This window comes from Streptomyces sp. NPDC051738, assembly GCF_044453205.1.
Taxonomy (GTDB): domain Bacteria; phylum Actinomycetota; class Actinomycetes; order Streptomycetales; family Streptomycetaceae; genus Streptomyces.
In genome coordinates, this window is the sequence record NZ_JBITCM010000014.1 from 187234 (window position 1) to 207242 (window position 20009).

Below are 20009 nucleotides of genomic sequence, written 5' to 3' on the forward strand. Positions count from 1 at the left end.
GGGGCGTTCAGGCGAGGTGGAACACTTCGGTGAGTGGCTTCATGGCCTCGTCGGGGCGGGCGCCGTCCAGCGACTCGAAGAACGGCGCCATCTCCTTCTGCCAGCGGGCGTTGACCTCCGCGGCCTCCATACCTGCCTGGGCGGCGGCGAAGTCCTCGGTCTCCAGGTAGCCGACCAGGAGGCCGTCCTCCCGCAGGAAGAGCGAGTAGTTGTGCCAGCCGGTGGCTGAGAGCGCCTGGAGCATCTCCGGCCACACGGCGGCATGCCGCTCGCGGTACTCGTCCAGGCGGTCCTGACGGACTTTCAGCAGGAAGCACACGCGCTGCATCAACAACCCTCCAGGGTCTAGAAGTTGAACTGGTCGATGTTCTTCGCGTCGAAGACGGTCGGCTTGCCGAGGCTGATCACGCCGTCCTTGCCGATGGTGTACGTGGTGTCGCCGGCCTTGAAGGTCTCGCCCTCCTTGCCGGTGATCTGGCCGGAGACCAGGGCGACGGCGGCGCGGGCGGCGAGGTCACCGAGCTTCGCCGGGTCCCACAGCTCGAACGCCTCGACGGTGCCGTTCTTGACGTACTTGCGCATGTCGTTGGGGGTGCCGAGGCCGGTCAGCTTGACCTTGCCCTTGTACTTGGAGCCCGACAGGTACTGGGCGGCTGCCTTGATGCCGACGGTGGTCGGGGAGATGATCCCCTTCAGGTTCGGGTACTCCTGGAGCAGGCCCTGGGTCTGCTGGAAGGACTTCTGCGCGTCGTCGTCACCGTAGGCGACCTTGACGAGCTTGATGTCCTTGTACTTGGGGTCCTTGAGCTCCTGCTTCATGAAGTCGATCCAGATGTTCTGGTTCGTCGCGGTCTGCGCGGCGGACAGGATCGCGATCTCGCCCTTGTAGTCGATCTGCTCGGCGAGCAGCTGCACCTCGGTGCGGCCGAGGTCCTCGGCGGACGCCTGCGAGACGAAGGCGTTGCGGCAGTCGGCGGTGGTGTCGGAGTCGTAGGTGACGACCTTGATGCCGTTCTTCATCGCCTGCTTCAGCGCGGTGCACAGGGCGCCCGGGTCCTGCGCGGACACGGCCATCGCGTCCACCTGCTGCTGGGTGAGCGTGTTGACGTACGACACCTGCCCGGCGGTGTCGGTCGCGCTGGACGGCCCGACCTCCTTGTAGCTGGAGCCCAGCTCCTTCAGGGCCGCCTCGCCGCCCTTGTCGGCGGAGGTGAAGTAGGGGTTGTTGACCTGCTTGGGCAGGAAGCCGACGGTCAGCCCCTTCTTCAGCTCGGCATTCGGGTCGGCCTTGCCGGCGGTGGCGGCCGAGGCACCCTCGCTCTTGACGTCCTCCTTGGTGGTGCCGCCGCACGCGGTGGCGGCGAGGGCGAGGGAGGTGACGGCGGCGAGGGCCGCGCAGGTGCGGCGGAGGGATGACTTGCGCATGGTGGGTTCCTTATTCAGCGGAGGTGAGTGAGACGCGCCCCAAAGGGGCGCGGGGAACTGCGCGACCAGCCACAAACGACGATCAGCCGGACGATCGAGCACGCACAACGGCGATTTGCCGCGCCACCCGCGGCCCGAGGACGGAAAGAACGAGCAGCACACCTGTGACGACGATCTGCGACTGCGCGGAGACGTCCTGGAGGCTCATCACGTTCTGCAGCGCCCCCAGCAGGAACACCCCGGCGATGGCACCGCCCAACGTGCCCTTGCCACCGTCGAAGTCGATGCCCCCGAGCAACACAGCGGCGACGACGGAGAGTTCGAGCCCCGTCGCGTTGTCATAGCGAGCGCTGGCGTAATGCAGCGCCCAGAAGATCCCGGTGAGCGACGCCATCAGCCCCGTCACCGTGAACAGGATCAGCTTCTGCCGCTTGACGCGGATACCGGCGAACCGCGCGGCCTCCTCACTCGCACCGGTCGCGAAGATCGACCGCCCGAACGGCGTGGCGTGCAGGGCGACCACGGCGATCGCGAGCAGCACGAGGAAGGGCAGGAAGGCGTACGGGATGAAGGTGTCGCCGATGCGTCCGGCCGCGAAGTCGAGGTACTGGGTGGGGAAGTCGGTCACCGCGTCCGACCCGAGCACGATCTGCGCGATGCCCCGGTAGGCGGCGAGGGTGCCGATGGTGACGGCGAGGGAGGGCAGGCCCAGCTTGGTGACCAGCAGGCCGTTGATGAGCCCGCACACCACACCGAGCACCAGACAGATCGGAATGATCGTTTCGATGGTCATGCCCTGGTTCCACAGGGCGCCCATCACCGCCCCCGAGAGGCCGGCGGTGGAGGCGACCGAGAGATCGATCTCGCCCGAGACGACCAGAAGCGTCATCGGCAGCGCGATCAAGGCGATCGGAAGGGTGTTGCCGATCAGGAACGACAGGTTGAGCGCGTTCCCGAAACCGTCGACCGTCCCGAAGGACAGCAGCAGTACGACGATGAGGAGGGCGCCGACCACCGTGTCCCAGCGAACGGCACGCGCGAGCGAGAAGTCAGCCATGGCGGGCGTTCCTCTTCTTCAGGGCGGTGGCCACGCGCAGCGCGACGATCCGGTCGACCGCGATGGCGAGGATGAGCAGGATGCCGTTGATGGCGAGCACCCAGACGGAGCTGACTCCGAGGGCGGGCAGCACGCTGTTGATGGAGGTCAGCAGCAGCGCGCCGAGCGCCGCGCCGTAGACGCTGCCGGAGCCGCCGGTGAAGACGACGCCGCCGACCACGACCGCGCTGACGACGGTGAGTTCGTAGCCATTGCCGGTGCCGGAGTCGACGTTGCCGAACCGGGCCAGGTACAGCGCGCCCGCGAGTCCGGCCAGCGCACCGCAGAAGGTGTACGCGGCGAGGATCCGCTTGCGCACCGGGATGCCGGCGAGGCGGGCGGCCTCCGGGTTGGAGCCGAGGGCGTACAGCTCGCGGCCGCTGCCGAAGTGCTTGAGGTAGTAGGCGGTGGCCACCAGGACGACGACGGCGATCAGCGCCAGCCACGGCACCGCGGAGATGCCGCCGGAGCCGAAGTCGACGAAGCCGTCCGGGAGGTCGGCCGCGGTGATCTGCCGGGAGCCGACCCAGATGGAGTCGATGCCGCGGATGATGTAGAGGGTGCCGAGGGTGACGACGAGCGCGGGCACCTGGCCGAGGCTGACGAGCAGGCCGTTCAGCAGACCGAAGGCGATGCCCATCAGCACCGCGAGGAACACGGCGACGACCGGGTTGCCGCCGCCCTGCAGATACGTACCGGCGGCGAAGGCGCTGATGCCGAGCGTGGAGCCGACCGACAGGTCGACGTTCCTCGTGATCACCACCAGGGACTGGCCCGTGGCGACCAGCACGAGGATCGTCGCGTTCAGCAGCAGGTCCTTGATGCCCTGCTCGGTGAGGAACTCGCTGTTGCCCAGCTGGGTGACGACGATCATCACCACGAAGACGAGCAGGATGGCGAGTTCGCGCATCTTGAAGACTCGGTCGACGAGGCGGGTGCCGCTGGACTTGGTCACCTCGGTGACGGGGGCTTGGTTCGGGGTGGTCACCGTCATGCGGCGGCCCTCCCGGTGGCTGCGGCCATCACGGTTTCCTCGGTGGCTTCGGAGCGCGGGATCTCGGCGGTGAGGCGGCCCTCGTGCATCACCAGCACGCGGTCGGCCATGCCGAGGATCTCGGGCAGATCGGAGGAGATCATCAGGACGGCCACGCCGTCGGCGGCCAACTCGCTCAGCAGCCGGTGCACCTCGGCCTTGGTGCCGACGTCGATGCCCCGGGTGGGTTCGTCGACGATCAGCACCTTGGGGCCGGTGGCGAGCCACTTGGCGAGGACGACCTTCTGTTGGTTGCCGCCGGACAGGGTGTTGACCGTGTCGGCGATCCGGGCGTACTTGACCTGGAGCTTCACGGCCCAGTCGAGGGAGCGGCTGCGTTCGGCGCCGCGGTCCATCAACCCCGCCTTGACGGTGGTACGAAGCCCCGTGAGGCCGATGTTGCGCTCGATGGACATGTCCATCACCAGGCCCTGCGCGCGCCGGTCCTCGGGGACGAGGGCGAGGCCGGAGGCCATGGCGGTGGAGGGGGCGCCGTTGGTCAGGGCCTTGCCGTCGACGGAGACGTCGCCGGCGTCCCAGCGGTCGATGCCGAACACGGCCCGGGCGACCTCCGTGCGGCCGGCGCCGACGAGGCCGGCGAGGCCGACGATCTCTCCGCGCCGTACGTCGAAGGAGACGTCGGTGAAGACCCCCTCCCGGGTCAACCGGCGCACGCTCAGGGCGACTTCGCCCGGCTTCACGTCCTGCTTGGGGTACAGCTCGTCGAGGTCGCGACCGACCATGCGGCGCACGAGGTCGTCCTCGGTCATGCCGTCGAGGGGCTCGCTGGCGATCCAGGCGCCGTCGCGCAGGGTGGTCACCCGTTGGCAGATCTGGAAGATCTCCTCCAGGCGGTGCGAGATGAACAGGACGGCGGCGCCCTGTTCGCGCAGGGTGCGGACGACTCCGAAGAGCCGGGCGACCTCGCTGCCGGTGAGGGCGGCCGTCGGCTCGTCCATGATCAGGACGCGGGCGTCGAAGGAGAGCGCCTTGGCGATCTCGACGATCTGCTGGTCCGCGATGGACAGGCCGCGCGCGGGGCGGTCGGGGTCGAGTTCGACGCCGAGCCGCCGCATCAGGGCCAGGGTCGCGGTGTGCGTGGCCTTGTGGTCGATCCGGCCGAGGGCGCGGCGCGGCTGGCGGCCCATGAAGATGTTCTCGGCGATCGACAGGTCGGGGAAGAGGGTCGGCTCCTGGTAGATCACGGCGATGCCGGCGTCGCGGGCGTCGCCGGGGCCGTGGAAGACGACGGGGGCACCGTCGAGCAGCACCTGGCCCGCGTCGGGCCGGTGCACGCCGGCGAGCGTCTTGATCAGGGTCGACTTGCCCGCGCCGTTCTCTCCGGCGAGGGCGTGCACCTCCCCGGGGAACAGCTCCAGGGAGACGTCCCGCAGGGCGCGGACCGCGCCGAAGGACTTCGAGATGTCCTTGAGCGCGAGAACCGGGGCCGGACCCGTGGTGGACGGGTGGGTCATGGGGGCTCCTCGACGACGCCGGCGGGACGTCCCTCACGGCGTCGTGAAAGGTTTCAACTTGGTTGCCGGGACGTTAGGCACGGACCGCATGTCACGTCAATGGGTCCGTGTCGAAAAAATTTCGATGAACGAAGGTCACGGTAGGGCTACGAGAAACAGCCTTGGTCGTGGGGCTTGACACCCCTTCGGGGGACTCATACGTTCCCGTCTTGAATCGTTTCACAGTGAAGCCGTTCAACTGACTTTCCGTCCCGACGTCACAGGAGCCCTCAAGTGACCGAGCTCGCCGCGGTGAAGGCCGCACTCAAGACGCAGGCAGTCGAAACGCCGTCGTGGGCGTACGCGAACTCGGGGACGCGGTTCAAGGTGTTCGCGCAGTCCGGTGTTCCGCGGACGCCGCGGGAGAAGTTGGACGACGCGGCTCAGGTGCACGCGTTCACCGGCGTGGCCCCGACCGTCGCGCTGCACATCCCCTGGGACAGGGTCGATGACTACGGCGCGCTGGCCAAGCACGCCGAGGAGCGTGGCGTGAAGCTGGGCGCCATCAACTCCAACACCTTCCAGGACGACGACTACAAGCTGGGCAGCATCTGCCACCCCGAGGCCTCGGTGCGGCGGAAGGCTCTTGATCATCTGCTGGAGTGCGTCGACATCATGGACGCGACGGGCTCCGCCGATCTGAAGCTCTGGTTCGCGGATGGGACGAATTACCCCGGACAGGACGACATCCGTGCGCGGCAGGACCGGCTGGCCGAGGGGCTCTCCGAGGTGTACGCGCGGCTGGGCGAGGGGCAGCGGATGCTGCTGGAGTACAAGTTCTTCGAGCCGGCGTTCTACACGACCGATGTGCCGGACTGGGGGACGGCGTATGCGCACTGTCTGAAGCTCGGGCCCAAGGCGCAGGTTGTTGTCGACACCGGGCATCACGCGCCTGGAACCAACATCGAGTTCATCGTCGCGACGCTGTTGCGGGAGGGGAAGCTCGGGGGGTTCGACTTCAACTCCCGGTTCTATGCCGATGACGACCTGATGGTGGGGGCCGCTGATCCGTTCCAGTTGTTCCGGATCATGTACGAGGTGGTGCGTGGGGGTGGGTTCTCGCCGGATGTGGCGTTCATGCTCGACCAGTGCCACAACATCGAGGCGAAGATTCCGGCGATCATCCGGTCGGTGATGAATGTGCAGGAGGCTACGGCGAAGGCGCTGCTCGTTGACGCGTCGGCGTTGGCTGATGCGCAGAGGTCGGGGGACGTGCTCGGGGCGAATGCCGTGGTGATGGATGCGTACAACACGGATGTGCGGCCGTTGCTGGCGGAGGTGCGGGGGGAGATGGGGCTCGATGCTGACCCCATTGCCGCGTATCGGCGGTCCGGGTGGGCCGAGAAGATCGTGGCTGAGCGGGTTGGTGGGGAGCAGGCCGGGTGGGGGGCGTAAGCGTCTGCCGGGTTCTCTTTCGTCGCGGTCTGCGGGTGCGTTGTGGCTGGTCGCGCAGTTCCCCGCGCCCCTGGGTTAGTGCACTCCCCCTCTCTTGATAAGGACTGAAAGTTCATGGCAATCCATTCCGAAGCCGCCGCCCTCCTGGCTCGGTCCCGTCGGCTCGGCTCCGACCCCCGCAATACCAATTACGCCGGCGGCAACGCCTCCGCCAAGGGCGCCGACATCGACCCCGTCACCGGCGGCGACGTCGAGCTGATGTGGGTCAAGGGGTCCGGAGGCGACCTGGGCACCCTCACCGAGGCCGGGCTGGCCGTGTTGCGGGTGGATCGGATGCGGGCGCTCGTCGACGTCTATCCCGGTGTCGAGCGCGAGGACGAGATGGTCGCCGCCTTCGACTACTGCCTGCACGGCAAGGGCGGGGCCGCTCCCTCCATCGACACCGCGATGCACGGGCTGGTCGAGGCCGCGCATGTCGATCATCTGCACCCGGACTCCGGTATCGCGCTCGCCTGTGCAGCCGACGGGGAGAAGCTGACCGCCGAGTGTTTCGGGGACACGGTCGCATGGGTGCCCTGGCGGCGGCCCGGGTTCCAGTTGGGGCTGGACATCGCCGCGATCAAGGCCGCCAACCCGCAGGCGATCGGCGTCGTCCTCGGTGGGCACGGGATCACCGCCTGGGGTGACACCGCCGAGGAGTGCGAGCGGAACTCGCTGCACATCATCCGGACCGCCGAGACGTTCCTGGAGGAGAAGGGGAAGGCGGAGCCCTTCGGGCCGGTGATCGAGGGCTACGCGGCTCTCGGCGCCGTCGAGCGGCGTGAGCGGGCCGCCACCCTCGCCCCCGTGATCCGGGCGTTGGCCTCGCAGGACAGGCCGCAGGTCGGGCACTTCAACGACTCCGAGGTGGTCCTCGACTTCCTCGCCAGCGCCGAACACCCGCGGCTCGCCGCCCTGGGGACCTCGTGCCCCGATCACTTCCTGCGGACCAAGGTGCGGCCGCTGGTGCTGGACCTGCCGCCGGTCGCTCCGCTCGATGACGTCGTCGTGCGGCTCAAGGAGCTGCACGCCGAGTACCGCGAGGAGTACGCCGCCTACTACCAGCGACACGCTCTGCCCGACTCCCCCGCCATGCGCGGCGCCGACCCGGCGATCGTGCTCGTGCCGGGCGTCGGCATGTTCAGTTTCGGCAAGGACAAGCAGACCGCCCGCGTCGCGGGTGAGTTCTATGTCAACGCCATCAATGTGATGCGGGGCGCCGAGGCGGTCTCCACGTACGCGCCCATCGAGGAGTCCGAGAAGTTCCGCATCGAGTACTGGGCCCTTGAGGAGGCCAAGCTTCAGCGGATGCCGAAGCCCAAGCCGCTCGCGACCCGGGTGGCGCTGGTGACGGGTGCGGGGAGCGGGATCGGGAAGGCCATCGCGCATCGGCTCGTCGCCGAGGGGGCGTGTGTGGTCGTCGCGGACCTCAACGGCGACAACGCCCAGGCCGTCGCCGAGGAGCTCGGAGGGCCGGACAAGGCCGTCGCGGTGACGGTGGACGTCACCTCCGAGGAGCAGATCGCCGACGCCTTCAAGGCGGCCGTGCTCGCCTTCGGTGGCGTGGATCTGGTCGTGAACAACGCCGGTATCTCCATCTCCAAGCCACTGCTGGAGACCTCGGCCAAGGACTGGGACCTGCAGCACGACATCATGGCGCGCGGTTCCTTCCTCGTGTCGAGGGAGGCGGCACGCGTGATGATCGCGCAGGAGCTGGGCGGTGACGTCGTCTACATCGCCTCCAAGAACGCCGTCTTCGCCGGGCCCAACAACATCGCCTACTCCGCCACCAAGGCCGACCAGGCCCATCAGGTGCGGCTGCTGGCCGCCGAGCTCGGTGAGCACGGCATCCGCGTCAACGGGATCAACCCGGACGGTGTCGTGCGCGGGTCGGGGATCTTCGCGGGTGGGTGGGGGGCCAAGCGGGCCGCCGTGTACGGGGTCGAGGAGGAGAAGCTGGGTGAGTTCTACGCCCAGCGGACCATCCTCAAGCGCGAGGTGCTGCCCGAGCATGTCGCCAACGCCGTCTTCGCCCTCACCGGCGGGGACCTGACCCACACCACCGGGCTGCACATCCCGGTCGACGCCGGCGTCGCGGCCGCCTTCCTGCGGTGAGTGCGGACGTGAAGTCGTACGCCGCGGTCGACCTCGGCGCGTCCAGCGGGCGTGTCATGGTCGGCCGCGTCGGGCCCGACAGCCTGGAGCTGGCCGAGGCGCACCGGTTCCCGAACCGGCCCGTGCGGGTGCCGGAGGGGCTGCGCTGGGATGTTCTTGCTTTGTACGCGGGGGTGCTGGAAGGGCTGCGGGCGGCCGGTCAGGTCGACTCCGTCGGGATCGACAGCTGGGCCGTGGACTACGGGCTGCTGGACGCCGACGGTGCGCTGATCGGCAATCCGGTGCACTACCGGGACTCCCGGACGGAGGGCGTCGCGGAGAAGGTGTGGGCGACCGTGCCGCCGGAGGAGCTGTATGCCGCCACCGGCTTGCAGTACGCACCGTTCAACACCCTGTACCAGCTGACGGCCGCGCGAGCCTCGGCCCAACTGTCGTACGCCAAGCGGCTGTTGCTCATCCCCGACCTCCTGGCCTACTGGCTCACGGGCGAGCAGGGCACGGAGCTCACCAACACCTCCACCACCCAGCTCGTCGATCCCCGCACGCGCGACTGGTCGTACGACATCGCCTCCCGGCTCGGCATCGACCTGTCGTTGTTCGCGCCGCTGCGGCAGCCCGGCGATCCGGCGGGCGTCCTGCGACCGGAGGTGCTGGAGGAGACCGGGCTCACCGGGCCGGTGCCGGTGACGGCGGTCGGGTCGCACGACACCGCGTCCGCGGTGGCCGCCGTCCCGGCCGGGGACGAGCACTTCGCGTACATCTGCACCGGCACCTGGTCGCTTGCGGGTCTTGAGCTGGACGCGCCCGTGCTGACCGAGGAGAGCCGGGCCGCCAACTTCACCAATGAGCTGGGGCTCGACGGCACGGTCCGGTATCTGCGGAACATCATGGGGTTGTGGCTGCTCCAGGAGTGCGTACGGGCATGGGGCGACCCGGAGCTGGGTGCGTTGCTGCCGGCCGCCGCCAAGGTGCCGGCCCTGCGGTCGGTGGTGGACGCGGGGGACGCCGCGTTCCTGGCGCCGGGGCGGATGCCGGAGCGGATCGCCGAGGCGTGCCGGGCGACAGGGCAGCCGGTGCCCGAGTCGCCGGCGGAGATCACCCGCTGCATCCTCGACTCGCTCGCCCTGGCGCATCGCCGGGCGATCGAGGAGGCGCGGCGGCTGGCCGACCGTCCCGTCGACGTCGTGCATGTCGTCGGGGGCGGCACGCGCAACGCCCTGCTGTGCCAGTTGACCGCCGACGCCTGCGAGCTGCCGGTGGTGGCAGGTCCGACCGAGGCCGCCGCGCTCGGGAACGTCCTCGTCCAGGCGCGGGCCCACGGCCTGGTCGGTGACCTCGCGGACGGGCGGCGACTGCTCACCCGTACCCAGCCGTTCACCCGGTACGAGCCGCGCGGGGACGCGGCGCGCTGGCGCGAGGCGGAGGCCCGGCTCACCCGGGGGTGAGCGGGGTCTCCCCCGGGCCGCGTGCCCGGACTACCCTTCACCCATCCGATGATCGATCCCAAGGAGCCGCGATGCGTGTCGCCCTGTTCCTGACCTGTGTCAACGACACGCTCTATCCGGACACCGGACGCGCCGTGGTGAAACTGCTGACCAGGCTGGGCGTCGAGGTCGACTTCCCGATGGCCCAGACCTGCTGCGGACAGGCGCACTACAACACCGGATACCGGCACGAGGCCGAGCCGCTTGCCCGGCATTTCTCCGATGTCTTCGGGGAGTACGAGGCGATCGTCACCCCGTCCGGGTCGTGCGGGGCGATGGTGCGGGAGCTGTATCCCCGGATGGGTGAGCGGGCGCGGGCCGAGGGACGCGGGGACACGCTCGCGGCGACCCTGGCGCCCGTGGTGCCCAAGACGTACGAGCTGACGGAGTTCCTGGTCGACGTGCTGGGGGTGACGGACGTCGGCGCCTACTACCCGCACAAGGTGACCTACCACCCGACCTGCCACGGACTGCGCGGGCTGGGGCTCGGCGACCGGCCCCGTCGGCTGCTCCAGGCGGTCAAGGGGCTGGAGTTGGTCGAGTTGCCCGGTGCGGACGAGTGCTGCGGGTTCGGCGGCACCTTCGCGCTGAAGAACGCCGACGTCTCGGCGGCGATGGGTACGGACAAGGTGCGCAACGCCGAGTCGACCGGCGCCGAGGTGCTGTGCGCGGCGGACAACTCCTGTCTGATGCATATCGGCGGCACCATGGCGCGGCTCAGCACGGGCATGCGGCCGGTACACATCGCGGAGATCCTGGCGAGCACGGAGGAGGAAGCGGCGGTATGAGCGGGACGTTCGTCGGGATGCCGGCGTTTCCGAAGGCCGCGCACGAGGCCGTGCACGACCAGACCCTGCGCGGCAACCTGCGGCACGCCACGCACACCATTCGCGCCAAGCGGGCCAAGGCCGTCGCGGAGGTGTCCGACTGGGCGGCGCTGCGCGAGGCCGGGAAGCTGATCAAGGACCATACGCTGCGTCATCTCGACCGCTATCTGGTCCAGTTGGAGGAGTCGGTCACGGCGGCGGGCGGTACGGTCCACTGGGCCGCCGACGCCGACGAGGCCAACCGGATCGTGGCCGATCTCGTCAAGGCGACCGGTGAGTCGGAAGTCGTCAAGGTCAAGTCGATGGCCACGCAGGAGATCGGCCTCAACGAGGCACTGGAGGCGGAGGGCATCCGCGCCTACGAGACCGATCTCGCCGAGCTGATCGTGCAGTTGGGCAAGGACCGCCCCTCGCACATCCTCGTCCCGGCGATCCACCGCAACCGGGGCGAGATCCGGGACATCTTCCGCAAGGAGATGAGCGAGTGGGGCCGCCCGGCCCCGGACGGCCTCACCGACACGCCCGCCGAACTCGCCGAGGCCGCCCGCCTGCATCTGCGGGAGAAGTTCCTGCGCGCCAAGGTCGGGATCTCCGGCGCCAACTTCATGATCGCCGAGACCGGCACACTGGTGGTCGTGGAGTCCGAGGGCAACGGGCGGATGTGCCTGACCCTGCCGGAGACACTGATCTCGGTCGTCGGCATCGAGAAGATCCTGCCGACCTGGCGGGACCTGGAGGTGTTCCTGCAGACACTCCCCCGCTCCTCCACCGCCGAGCGCATGAACCCGTACACGACCATGTGGACCGGTACGACGGACGGCGACGGGCCGAAGACTTTCCATCTGGTCCTGCTCGACAACGGCCGCACCGACACCCTCGCCGACGAGGTCGGCCGCCAGGCCCTGCGCTGCATCCGCTGCTCGGCCTGTCTCAACGTGTGCCCGGTGTACGAGCGGGCGGGCGGGCACGCGTACGGCTCGGTCTATCCGGGTCCGATCGGCGCCATCCTCAGCCCCCAACTGAGGGGCGTGGCAAGCGAGATCGACGCCTCGCTGCCGTACGCCTCGTCGCTGTGCGGCGCCTGCTACGAGGTGTGCCCGGTGGCCATCGACATCCCCGAGGTGCTGGTGCATCTGCGGGAACGGGTCGTGGAGGGCGGCGAAGTGACCGCGCGGGGCAACAAGGTGGTGCTCAAGCCCGCGAAGGGGCATGCCGCCGAGCGGGCCGCGATGCGGGCGGCGCGCTGGGCGTTCAGCCGGCCCGGAGCCCTGCGGGCCGGTCAGCGGCTCGCGTCGCGCACCCGGCGTCTGCATCCGCGGACGCTCCCGGGACCGGGCAAGGCGTGGAGCGACAGCCGGGATCTGCCGACGGTGCCCAAGGAGCCCTTCCGGGACTGGTGGCAGCGGACCAACGGCGGGAAGGACGGCGCGAAGTGAGCAGCAGGGAACGGATCCTGGGGCGGGTGCGGCGCGCGCTGGCGGACGTAGGACAGGACGAGCGGCCGTACGACCAGGCGGTTGCGCGCGACTATCTGCGCGAGCACGGGGAGCGGAGTGTCGAGCAGACGGTGGATCTGCTGGCCGAGAACCTGGCGGACTACCGGGCGATCGTGCATCGCTGCACGGCCGACGACCTGCCCGCGACCATCGCCGGGATGCTCGCGGCGCGGGGCGCCAAGACCGTGGCCGTGCCGCCGGGTCTGGATCCGGGGTGGCTCGCGGCGAGTGACGCCGAGCGGATCCCGGACCGGGCGGAGGGCACCGCGCACCAGCTGGACCAGGTCGACAGCGTGGTCACGGCGTGTGCGGTGGCGGTCGCCGAGACCGGCACCATCGTCCTGGACGGCGGCCCCGACCAGGGCCGCCGCCGCATCACGCTCGTCCCCGACCACCACATCTGTGTCGTACGGGTCCCGGAGCAGGTCGTCTCCTCCGTCCCGCAGGCCCTCGAACGCCTCGACCCGGCCCGCCCGTTGACGTGGATCTCCGGTCCGTCGGCGACCAGCGACATCGAGCTGGACCGGGTCGAGGGGGTACACGGACCGCGCACCCTGGAGGTGGTGCTGGTGGGCGCTCAGGCGAGCGCGGACGTCACCTCGTAGCGGCCGGACGGGAGCCGGTAGGAGGCGGTGCCGTCCGCGAAGCCCAGGTACTCGACGCCCTCGACCCGGGAGAGGGGTGTACGGCCCTCGCGGACCGTCGACGGGTCGGTGGTGGGGATGTGGAGGGTCGCGGTCGTGTTCGGGGGCACCGTGGCACGGTAGGCCAGCTTCCGGTCGTCCGCCTGCCACTGGCTGACGATCTCGCCGTACGGCGAGAGGTGTGACCCGGTCACCCGCGTGACCTTGCCGGTCGGGTCCAGGTGGGGCCTGAGGAAGAAGTGCCGGAAGCCGGGGTGTTCCGGGTCCTTGGCGATGCCGGCCATGCTCTCGTACATCCACTCCATGATCGCGCCGTAGGAGTAGTGGTTGAACGAGTTCATGTCGACCGGGCCGAAGCCGTCCTCCTTCGAGTACGAGTTCCAGCGCTCCCAGATGGTGGTGGCGCCGTTGCGCACCGAGAACAGCCAGGACGGCATGGCGTCCTGGTGGAGGAGCTGGTACGCCAGGTCGACGCGGCCCTCGTCGGTGAGTACGGGGGCGAGGACGTTCACGCCGAGGAAGCCGACGGAGAGGGTGTTCTCCGCGTACTTCACACGCGTGCTGTCGGGGTGGGCCTCCTTGTAGGCCTCGTCGTTGCCGATGTTCTCGGCGAGTGACTTGATGAGGTGGCGGCGCTGGGCCTCGGTGTCGTAGAGGCCGAGTTTGAGGACCCACAGCAGGGCGGTCTGGCTGTTGTCCTCGGGCTTTCCGCCGGTCCACGGCGGTGCCTCGCCGAGGCTGGAGCGGACCGTGACCTCGCCCGTGGCGGGGTCGGTGACGAGGTACTTGGCCACGAAGGCCCGCTTGATGCGGGAGAAGAGCTCGTCGTAGGTGCGGGAGTCGTCGTCGCGGCCGGTGGCGCGGGCCATGTCGGCCATGAGGCGGGCGCTGTAGCCGTAGTAGGCGTCGCTGATGAGCTGGGTGCTGGTGACCTGGAACGCCAGCCAGTCGCCGAAGATCGCGCCCTGTCCGGCGTACGTGTCGCCGGTGCGCTGCCGGATCCAGTCCAGGTACTTCTTCATCGCGGCCCAGCTGCGGTCGATGACCGTGGTGTCGCCGGACATCTGCCACACCGTCCACGGCACGACGACCCCGCAGTCGGCCCAACCGCTCGCCGGGATCGGCTGGTTGTAGCGGGAGCCGGGAGCGACCCAGGTGAATTGCGCGCCGTCCTGCCCGTACGTCTTCTGTGAGTCGATCAGGATGTCCTCGAAGTGGCTGAGGAAGTTGACCGTGTCGGCGTTGTAGAGGCCGGTGTTGGAGAAGAGCTGGGTGTCGCCGGTCCAGCCGAGGCGTTCGTCGCGCTGGGGGCAGTCGGTGGGGACCCAGAGGTAGTTGCCGCGCTGGCCCCAACGGACGTTGCTGATGAGCTGGTTGACGTAGGTGTCGTCGGTGGTGATCGTGCCGATGTCGTGGAGGGCGGACGTGGCGACCCGGCCGGTGAAGTCGGTGAGGGTGACGGTGTCGGTCGCGGTGACGGAGACGTAGCGGAAGCCGTAGAAGGTCAGGGTGTCCTCGTGGGTCTCGCCCTGGGGGTCGCCCTTGAGGATGTAGGTGCTGGTGGCCTTGGCGGCGCGGAGGTTGGCGCGGTAGACCGAGCCGACGGGGCCGTCGGCGCCCGCGCTGTCGTCGTTGAGCATCTCGCCGGGTTTGATGGCGACTTGGGCGCCCGCCGGGCCGCGCAACGTGTAGCGGGGCACACCGACCAGGTTCTGGCCGAGGTCGATGACGGCGGTGTCGCCTGGGCGCAGGGTCACGGCGGTGGTGGCCGCGGCGGCCGGGTCGGTGACCGTGCGGGCGGCGTCGACGACGATGCGGCCCTTGCCGTTGGGGCTGCCGTCCTGTCCGGTGACGCCGGTGTGGACGGTGATGGAGTGCGGCCCGCGGTCCCAGTCCGGCACCAGGCGGGCGCTCTCGCCGGGGTAGGCGACCAGCTTCGCGTCGGGGAACCTGGAGGTGTGGTCGTGTGCGCTCACGCCCGCCCAGCCGGAGGCGTCGAAGCCGTTCGCCGTCCAGCCCGGGAGTTCCTTGCGGGCGTCGTAGGTCTGGCCGTCGTAGATGTCGTCGGCGCGATAGGGGCCGGTGTCGGTGGCCTTCCAGTCGTCGCCGGGTGCGGTGACGATCGTCTGCTCGGATCCGTCGGCGTACCGGACGAGGAGCTTGGCCTTGAGGGCCAGGCGGTTGCCGTCGGCGGAGTAGTAGGTGCTGTTCTCGGAGACTCGGCCGTTGTACCAGCCGTTGCCGAGTACGGCCGCCAGGGTGACCTGCCCTTGGTGCCGGTCCCCGGCGACCAGGTCCGTGACGTCGTAGGTGAAGTAGCTGAGGGTGCTGTCGTAGTTGGTCCAGCCCGGCGTCAGCAGTTCGTGGGTGGCCTCGTCGCCCTGCTGGACCGTGACCCGGTGGCCGTTGACGTGGGCCTCGTACACGCCGAGGGCGGAGATGTAGAGGCGGGCGTCGCGTACTCGGCGTCCGGTCAGCCGGGTCTGTCGGCGCAGCAGCGGGGCGCCGGGGGTGTTGGGCTGCTTGCCCGCCATGGCGATCCACTGGGCGCCGTCCCAGCCGGCGACGCCGTCGGTGGAGAGGAGGCCGGTCTCGAAGTGGGCGGTCGGGGCGGTGGCGACGGGGCGGCCGGTCTCGTCCCAGGCCGTCACCGTCCAGTGGTAGCGGGTGGAGGCGTTGAGGGCGGGGCCCGCGTAGCGCACGGCGATCGAGTCGGGTGAGGTGACTCGGCCGCTGTTCCACACGTCCGCCCGGGAGGAGGTCAGGCGGTCGGGTGCGGTGGCGACGAGGATCCGGTACGCCGACTGGCGGCGGCCTCGTGCCGAGGAGGCCATGCGCCAGCCGAACCTGGGGTGGGGGGCGTCCACGCCGAGGGGGTTCGTTCTGTGCTCGACCGTCAGGCCTTCGACGGCGGTGCGGTGCGAGGCCGGTGCCGCCGAGGCCGGCCCGCCTCCCGTGATCCCGCCCGCCAGGGCCAGTGGGGCGGCGCCGAGTGCCGTGGTGAGCACCGTCCTGCGACGCACCCCGTCGCCCTTCGTGCTGTCGACTCCGTCATTCATGCCGTAGTCCCTTTCGGCTGCTCGGAGTTGGAACGATTCAGCTCGAACGACGGTTGAAGCTAGTGGCAGGAGTGAGAGGTGTCTACGGTTCGATCAGGACAAATACCTTGCAGAATCCAACAGAACTCCCCAGCCACAGAAGGGTAGTTGAGGTGAATTGAAACAGTTCAAAATCGGAATCAGGCATTCTTGCCCGCTCACCGATGTCACGGAGCCTCGGCCGCCGCCCGCTGTCAGGAGTAGACGATCGGGCAGCCGCGCCGTATCGAGTGCTGGGCGGCGCGCAGGTACAACGCCACGTAGAAGGACACGTCGAGGTCTTCGCTCCACCGTCCCGGCCGGGTCGCTGCGGCCTTCTTCGCCTGACCGTCCAGGAACCAGCTGGTCAGCTCAAGGTTGTCCGATGTAGCCGGTATCGCGTCGGACGGCAGCTCGACGGCCTCGGCCAGCCGCTCGGCGAGGGCGAGGATCTGCGGGGCGCCGGCGACGGTCGTCGTCAGGTCGTAGGCGGACTCGACGGGCAACTCGATCTCCTCGTCGAGCGACACCGGCACGAGCACCGTCCAGCCGCAGAGCAACTCCTCCTCCGCCCGCGACAGATGGGCCCGGCACAGGGCGCTGAAGCCGTCCATGGGCGGGACGAGTTTCTCCTCGAAGCCGGTCCCGGAACCGGGAGCGAACGCCGCCTCTTCGGGAACGCTCGTGTACGGCGGAAGCCCGCGTCGCCTCAACTCCTCGTTCAGCCCCGCGGCGACGTCCCCCCGCCCGTCCTCCTCCTCGCCGAACCACTCCCGCGCGCCGACGCTCACCAGGTAGATCCCCATGCCCGCAACGTACCGCCCACCACTGACATCGCCCTCGGACACCGGCTGCCGGACCCCCCGTCGGTGGTGTCGCTGAGTACACCCGGCAATACGGGTTCTGCGCCCAATGTGGCAAAGGCGCCCGCTCCGTAACTTCGTCGGCAGGCACAGGGAGTGCCGGACGGAGAGTGATGACGATGTTTCGCGCAGCCTCGCGACGTACGCACGACACGGGACCCGCCGCCGAAGCGCTCCGGCTGGTCAAGGTCACCAAGACCTATGGCTCGCACGACAGCGCCGTGACCGCTCTGGACGGGGTCACCCTCGGTCTGGGGCGCGGCACCTTCACCGCGGTGATGGGGCCGTCGGGGTCCGGCAAGACCACGCTGCTGCACTGCGCGGCCGGTCTGGACCGGCCCGACAGCGGCATCGTGCGGGTGGACGGCACCGAGCTGACCGGGGGCGGCGAGGCGGAGCTGACGAAGTTCCGGCGCGGCCGGATCGGGTTCGTGTTCCAGCAGTACAACCTGTTGGAGACGCTGACCGTCGCCCAGAACACCGTGCTGCCGCTCAAGCTCGCCGGGCAGCGCGTCGACCGACAGCGGGCGAAGGAGGTCCTGACCTCCGTGGGCCTCGGCGACCGGCTCGGGCACCGCCCCGAGCAGCTGTCCGGCGGTCAGCGGCAGCGCGTGGCCATCGCCCGCGCCCTGGTGACCGAGCCCCGGGTGATCTTCGCGGACGAGCCGACGGGCGCCCTGGACACGCGCAGCGCACGCGAGGTGCTGCGGCTGCTCCAGCAGGCGGTGCGGGTGCACGGCCGGACCGTGGTCATGGTGACCCACGACCCGGTCGCCGCCTCCTACGCCGACTCGGTGCTTTTCCTGGCGGACGGCCGACTGGCGGGCCACCTCCAGGCGCCGACCCCGGACGCGGTGGCCGAACGCCTCGCGCACCTCGGCGACAACGTGACGACGGGGGTCTGAGCCATGTTTATGCTGGCCATGCGGTCGATACGGCACCGCCCCGGACGGTTCCTCGCCACCCTGCTGTGCGCGTTCCTGGGCGCGGCGATCATCATGACGTTCAACTCGATGCACGACACGGCCGGGCAGGACGGCGTCGACCCGACCAGCGCGGAAACGCTGTCCACGGCTGCGGGCGTCGTCGGCGGCTACGGCACCCTGCTGGTCTTCTTCGCCGTCGCCTCGGCCCTGACCGTCAACGTCCGTCAGCGCGCAGGCGAGTTGGAGCTGCTGCGCTGCTCCGGGGCGACTCCGGCACAGCTCAAGCGGATGGTCGTGGGCGAGGCGGTGGTCGTGGGCCTGGTGGGCGCGGCCCTGGCGATCGGCCCGGCGATGCTGGGCGGTCGGGCGCTGCTGGAGGTGTTCCAGGACAGCGGCCAGGTCGCCGAGTCCGTCGACCACTCCTTCGGCCCGATCGCGCTCATGACGGGCATCGACATCACACTGCTCGCGTCGGCGGGCGCCGCCTTCCTCGCCGTACGGCGGGCGGCACGCGGGCACGAACGGCGGGGCGGGGCACGGAAGTTCCTCGCGTACGCCGCGCTGGTCGCCGGGGCGGCGGCGGCCTGCTCCACCTTCGTGTTCTCCGCGACGGACGCGGCCCTGATGGCGCCGCCGGCGTACGGGGCGATCCTGCTGTCGGTGGGCTTCGCGCTGATGGCGCCTCGGCTGCTGGAAGGTGTGCTGGACCGGCTGCCGCTGAGCGGGGCGAGCGGCTGGCTGGCGGTGCGGAATCTGCGGGAGCGGGCCGGTCATCTGGCCGGGATCCTGATGTCGCTGATCCTGTTCACGGCGGTGGCCACGGCCACGCTCACCATGCAGGCGGTGGAGAGCGACGCGGTCGAGGCCTCGGGCCTGACGAAGTCGATCGACGCCAAGAACCTGGAGACGCTCAACTTCACGGTCGTCGGCATCATCGTGGTCTTCGTCTGCGTGATGCTGGTCAACTCGCTGTACGCGGCGACGAGTTACCGAGGCCGGGAGTTCGGGCAGCAGCGCCTGTCCGGGGCGACCCCGGTTCAGGTGCTCGGGACGGTCGGCGTCGAGACGGTGATCCTGACCGTCACCGGAGTCCTGTTCGGGATGGTGGCCGCGCTGGCCGGGATCGTCCCGTTCACGGTGGTGCGCACCGACGGGGTACTGCCGGACGAGGTCTACGGCATCGGGGTCACGGTGACCGCGATCGCGGCGGCCGTGACGCTGGGGACGAGCCTGGTCACGGCCCGGCGGATGCTGCGCACTCCGGCGGTCGGAGCGGTCGCGGTGGCGTCGTGACCACAGAATGGGCGAGGGGCGGTCACCACGGTGGCCGCCCCTTCTCGTGTCATCTCACTCCGGTTCCCGTGTCATCTCATTCCGGCGGCGTCCAGCAGCGCGGTCACCGTCGGCACCACCAGCCCGTCCAGCGTCTCGATCCGGGCCCCCGCCCGCGCGCTGGCCCCGTCGAAGACCAGCATCAGCTGGCGGGCGAGCAGCTCCGGATCCCGTGCGCCGCCCTCCTCTGCCTCGGCACGGAAGACGCCTTGCAGCCGCTCCTTCGCGACGCGGGCGACCGCGCTCGCCGGGTGGTCCGGATCCTTCAGCTCGACCAGCGCGGCGAGATAGGGGCAGCCCTGGTAGGCGGCCTCGGTGGACGCCTTCTCCAGCTGTTCGAAGACGTGCAGGATCCGTTCGCGTGGCGTGCCGGCGTCCTGCGCTCCGGATGCCAGCCGGGCCTCGTAGACCGGCAGCCGTCGTTCCAGGCTCGCCGCGAGGACCTCGTCCTTGCTCGCGAAGAGCTGGTACATGGACCGCTTCGAGACGCCGGCCGTCCGGCACAGCGCCTCGACACCGATGGAGACGCCCTCGCGGTAGAAGAGCTCGGCCGCCGCGTCGAGGAGCCGGTCCCTGGTGGGACTGGTGGACGCCTTGTCTGTTGTGGCCATAAGGGCGAGGTTACCTCGCCGGGAGGCGAGTGGAAACCGATCGGTCTATCGCCTTTCGGTCCGCCGAGCCCTCGTGACATCATCACTGAACAAGCGCTTAGATACCACGCTTGGACACCGCGCTTGGACACT

Annotated in this window: 16 protein-coding genes; 8 read left to right on the forward strand and 8 right to left on the reverse strand. The window is 69.7% G+C overall.

All coding sequences use genetic code 11. The features are described 5' to 3' along the window. Positions 1-7 precede the first annotated feature (7 nt). The 5 genes from ACIA8X_RS30360 to ACIA8X_RS30380 form a co-directional block, all read right to left on the reverse strand. Positions 8-328, reverse strand: coding sequence for an L-rhamnose mutarotase (locus tag ACIA8X_RS30360; RefSeq protein WP_062715864.1), 321 nt, complete (start codon positions 326-328; stop codon positions 8-10). A gap of 17 nt (positions 329-345) precedes the next feature. Next, entirely contained in the window at positions 346-1425 is a 1080-nt protein-coding gene (gene rhaS, locus ACIA8X_RS30365) for a rhamnose ABC transporter substrate-binding protein (RefSeq protein WP_393447122.1), read from the reverse strand. Between the two features lie 82 nt (positions 1426-1507). Further along, positions 1508-2482, reverse strand: coding sequence for an ABC transporter permease (locus ACIA8X_RS30370; protein ID WP_399459599.1), 975 nt, complete (start codon positions 2480-2482; stop codon positions 1508-1510). Further along, entirely contained in the window at positions 2475-3515 is a 1041-nt protein-coding gene (locus ACIA8X_RS30375) for an ABC transporter permease (protein ID WP_393447126.1), read from the reverse strand. The genes ACIA8X_RS30370 and ACIA8X_RS30375 overlap by 8 nt, the downstream gene beginning before the upstream one ends. After that, positions 3512-5029, reverse strand: coding sequence for a sugar ABC transporter ATP-binding protein (locus ACIA8X_RS30380; RefSeq protein ID WP_393447128.1), 1518 nt, complete (start codon positions 5027-5029; stop codon positions 3512-3514). Before ACIA8X_RS30380 ends, ACIA8X_RS30375 begins: the two co-directional genes overlap by 4 nt. A 273-nt stretch (positions 5030-5302) precedes the next feature. On the opposite strand from ACIA8X_RS30380, the gene rhaI reads away from it, so the two are divergent. The 6 genes from rhaI to ACIA8X_RS30410 all read left to right on the forward strand — a co-directional run bounded on the left by rhaI (position 5303) and on the right by ACIA8X_RS30410 (position 13029). After that, positions 5303-6463, forward strand: coding sequence for an L-rhamnose isomerase (gene rhaI / locus ACIA8X_RS30385; protein WP_393447130.1), 1161 nt, complete (start codon positions 5303-5305; stop codon positions 6461-6463). Between the two features lie 114 nt (positions 6464-6577). Further along, on the forward strand, positions 6578-8617 hold the full coding sequence (locus ACIA8X_RS30390) for a bifunctional aldolase/short-chain dehydrogenase (protein WP_399459600.1): 2040 nt from the start codon (positions 6578-6580) through the stop codon (positions 8615-8617). Between the two features lie 8 nt (positions 8618-8625). Further along, positions 8626-10062, forward strand: coding sequence for a rhamnulokinase family protein (locus ACIA8X_RS30395; RefSeq protein ID WP_399459640.1), 1437 nt, complete (start codon positions 8626-8628; stop codon positions 10060-10062). Positions 10063-10133: 71 nt separating this feature from the next. Next, entirely contained in the window at positions 10134-10889 is a 756-nt protein-coding gene (locus ACIA8X_RS30400) for a (Fe-S)-binding protein (protein WP_393447134.1), read from the forward strand. Next, positions 10886-12364, forward strand: coding sequence for a LutB/LldF family L-lactate oxidation iron-sulfur protein (locus ACIA8X_RS30405; RefSeq protein WP_399459601.1), 1479 nt, complete (start codon positions 10886-10888; stop codon positions 12362-12364). Before ACIA8X_RS30400 ends, ACIA8X_RS30405 begins: the two co-directional genes overlap by 4 nt. Then, positions 12361-13029 carry a lactate utilization protein C gene (locus ACIA8X_RS30410; RefSeq protein WP_399459602.1) on the forward strand — a complete coding sequence of 223 codons (669 nt, stop codon included), beginning with the start codon at positions 12361-12363 and terminating at the stop codon, positions 13027-13029. Before ACIA8X_RS30405 ends, ACIA8X_RS30410 begins: the two co-directional genes overlap by 4 nt. On the opposite strand, the gene ACIA8X_RS30415 is transcribed toward ACIA8X_RS30410, so the two are convergent. Together ACIA8X_RS30415 and ACIA8X_RS30420 are read right to left on the reverse strand one after the other, a co-directional pair. Next, the gene (locus tag ACIA8X_RS30415) at positions 13002-16127 is read right to left on the reverse strand and encodes a family 78 glycoside hydrolase catalytic domain (RefSeq protein ID WP_399459603.1); all 3126 of its coding nucleotides are present in this window, start codon (positions 16125-16127) and stop codon (positions 13002-13004) included. The two genes, ACIA8X_RS30410 and ACIA8X_RS30415, sit on opposite strands and share 28 nt — an antisense overlap. Positions 16128-16360: 233 nt before the next feature. Beyond that, on the reverse strand, positions 16361-16951 hold the full coding sequence (locus ACIA8X_RS30420) for a hypothetical protein (protein WP_399459604.1): 591 nt from the start codon (positions 16949-16951) through the stop codon (positions 16361-16363). 170 nt (positions 16952-17121) lie between these two features. Between ACIA8X_RS30420 and ACIA8X_RS30425 the strand changes: the two genes are divergently transcribed. Then, positions 17122-17913, forward strand: coding sequence for an ABC transporter ATP-binding protein (locus ACIA8X_RS30425; protein WP_399459605.1), 792 nt, complete (start codon positions 17122-17124; stop codon positions 17911-17913). Positions 17914-17916: 3 nt separating this feature from the next. Beyond that, a complete protein-coding gene (locus tag ACIA8X_RS30430) occupies positions 17917-19227 on the forward strand; it encodes an FtsX-like permease family protein (protein WP_399459606.1) in 1311 nt (436 codons plus the stop codon). A 71-nt stretch (positions 19228-19298) separates the two neighbouring features. Here the strand turns inward: ACIA8X_RS30430 and ACIA8X_RS30435 are convergent, their stop codons facing one another. Then, positions 19299-19877: a TetR/AcrR family transcriptional regulator gene (locus tag ACIA8X_RS30435; protein WP_399459607.1), complete on the reverse strand. Its 579-nt coding sequence runs from the start codon at positions 19875-19877 to the stop codon at positions 19299-19301. Between the last annotated feature and the right edge of the window lie 132 nt (positions 19878-20009).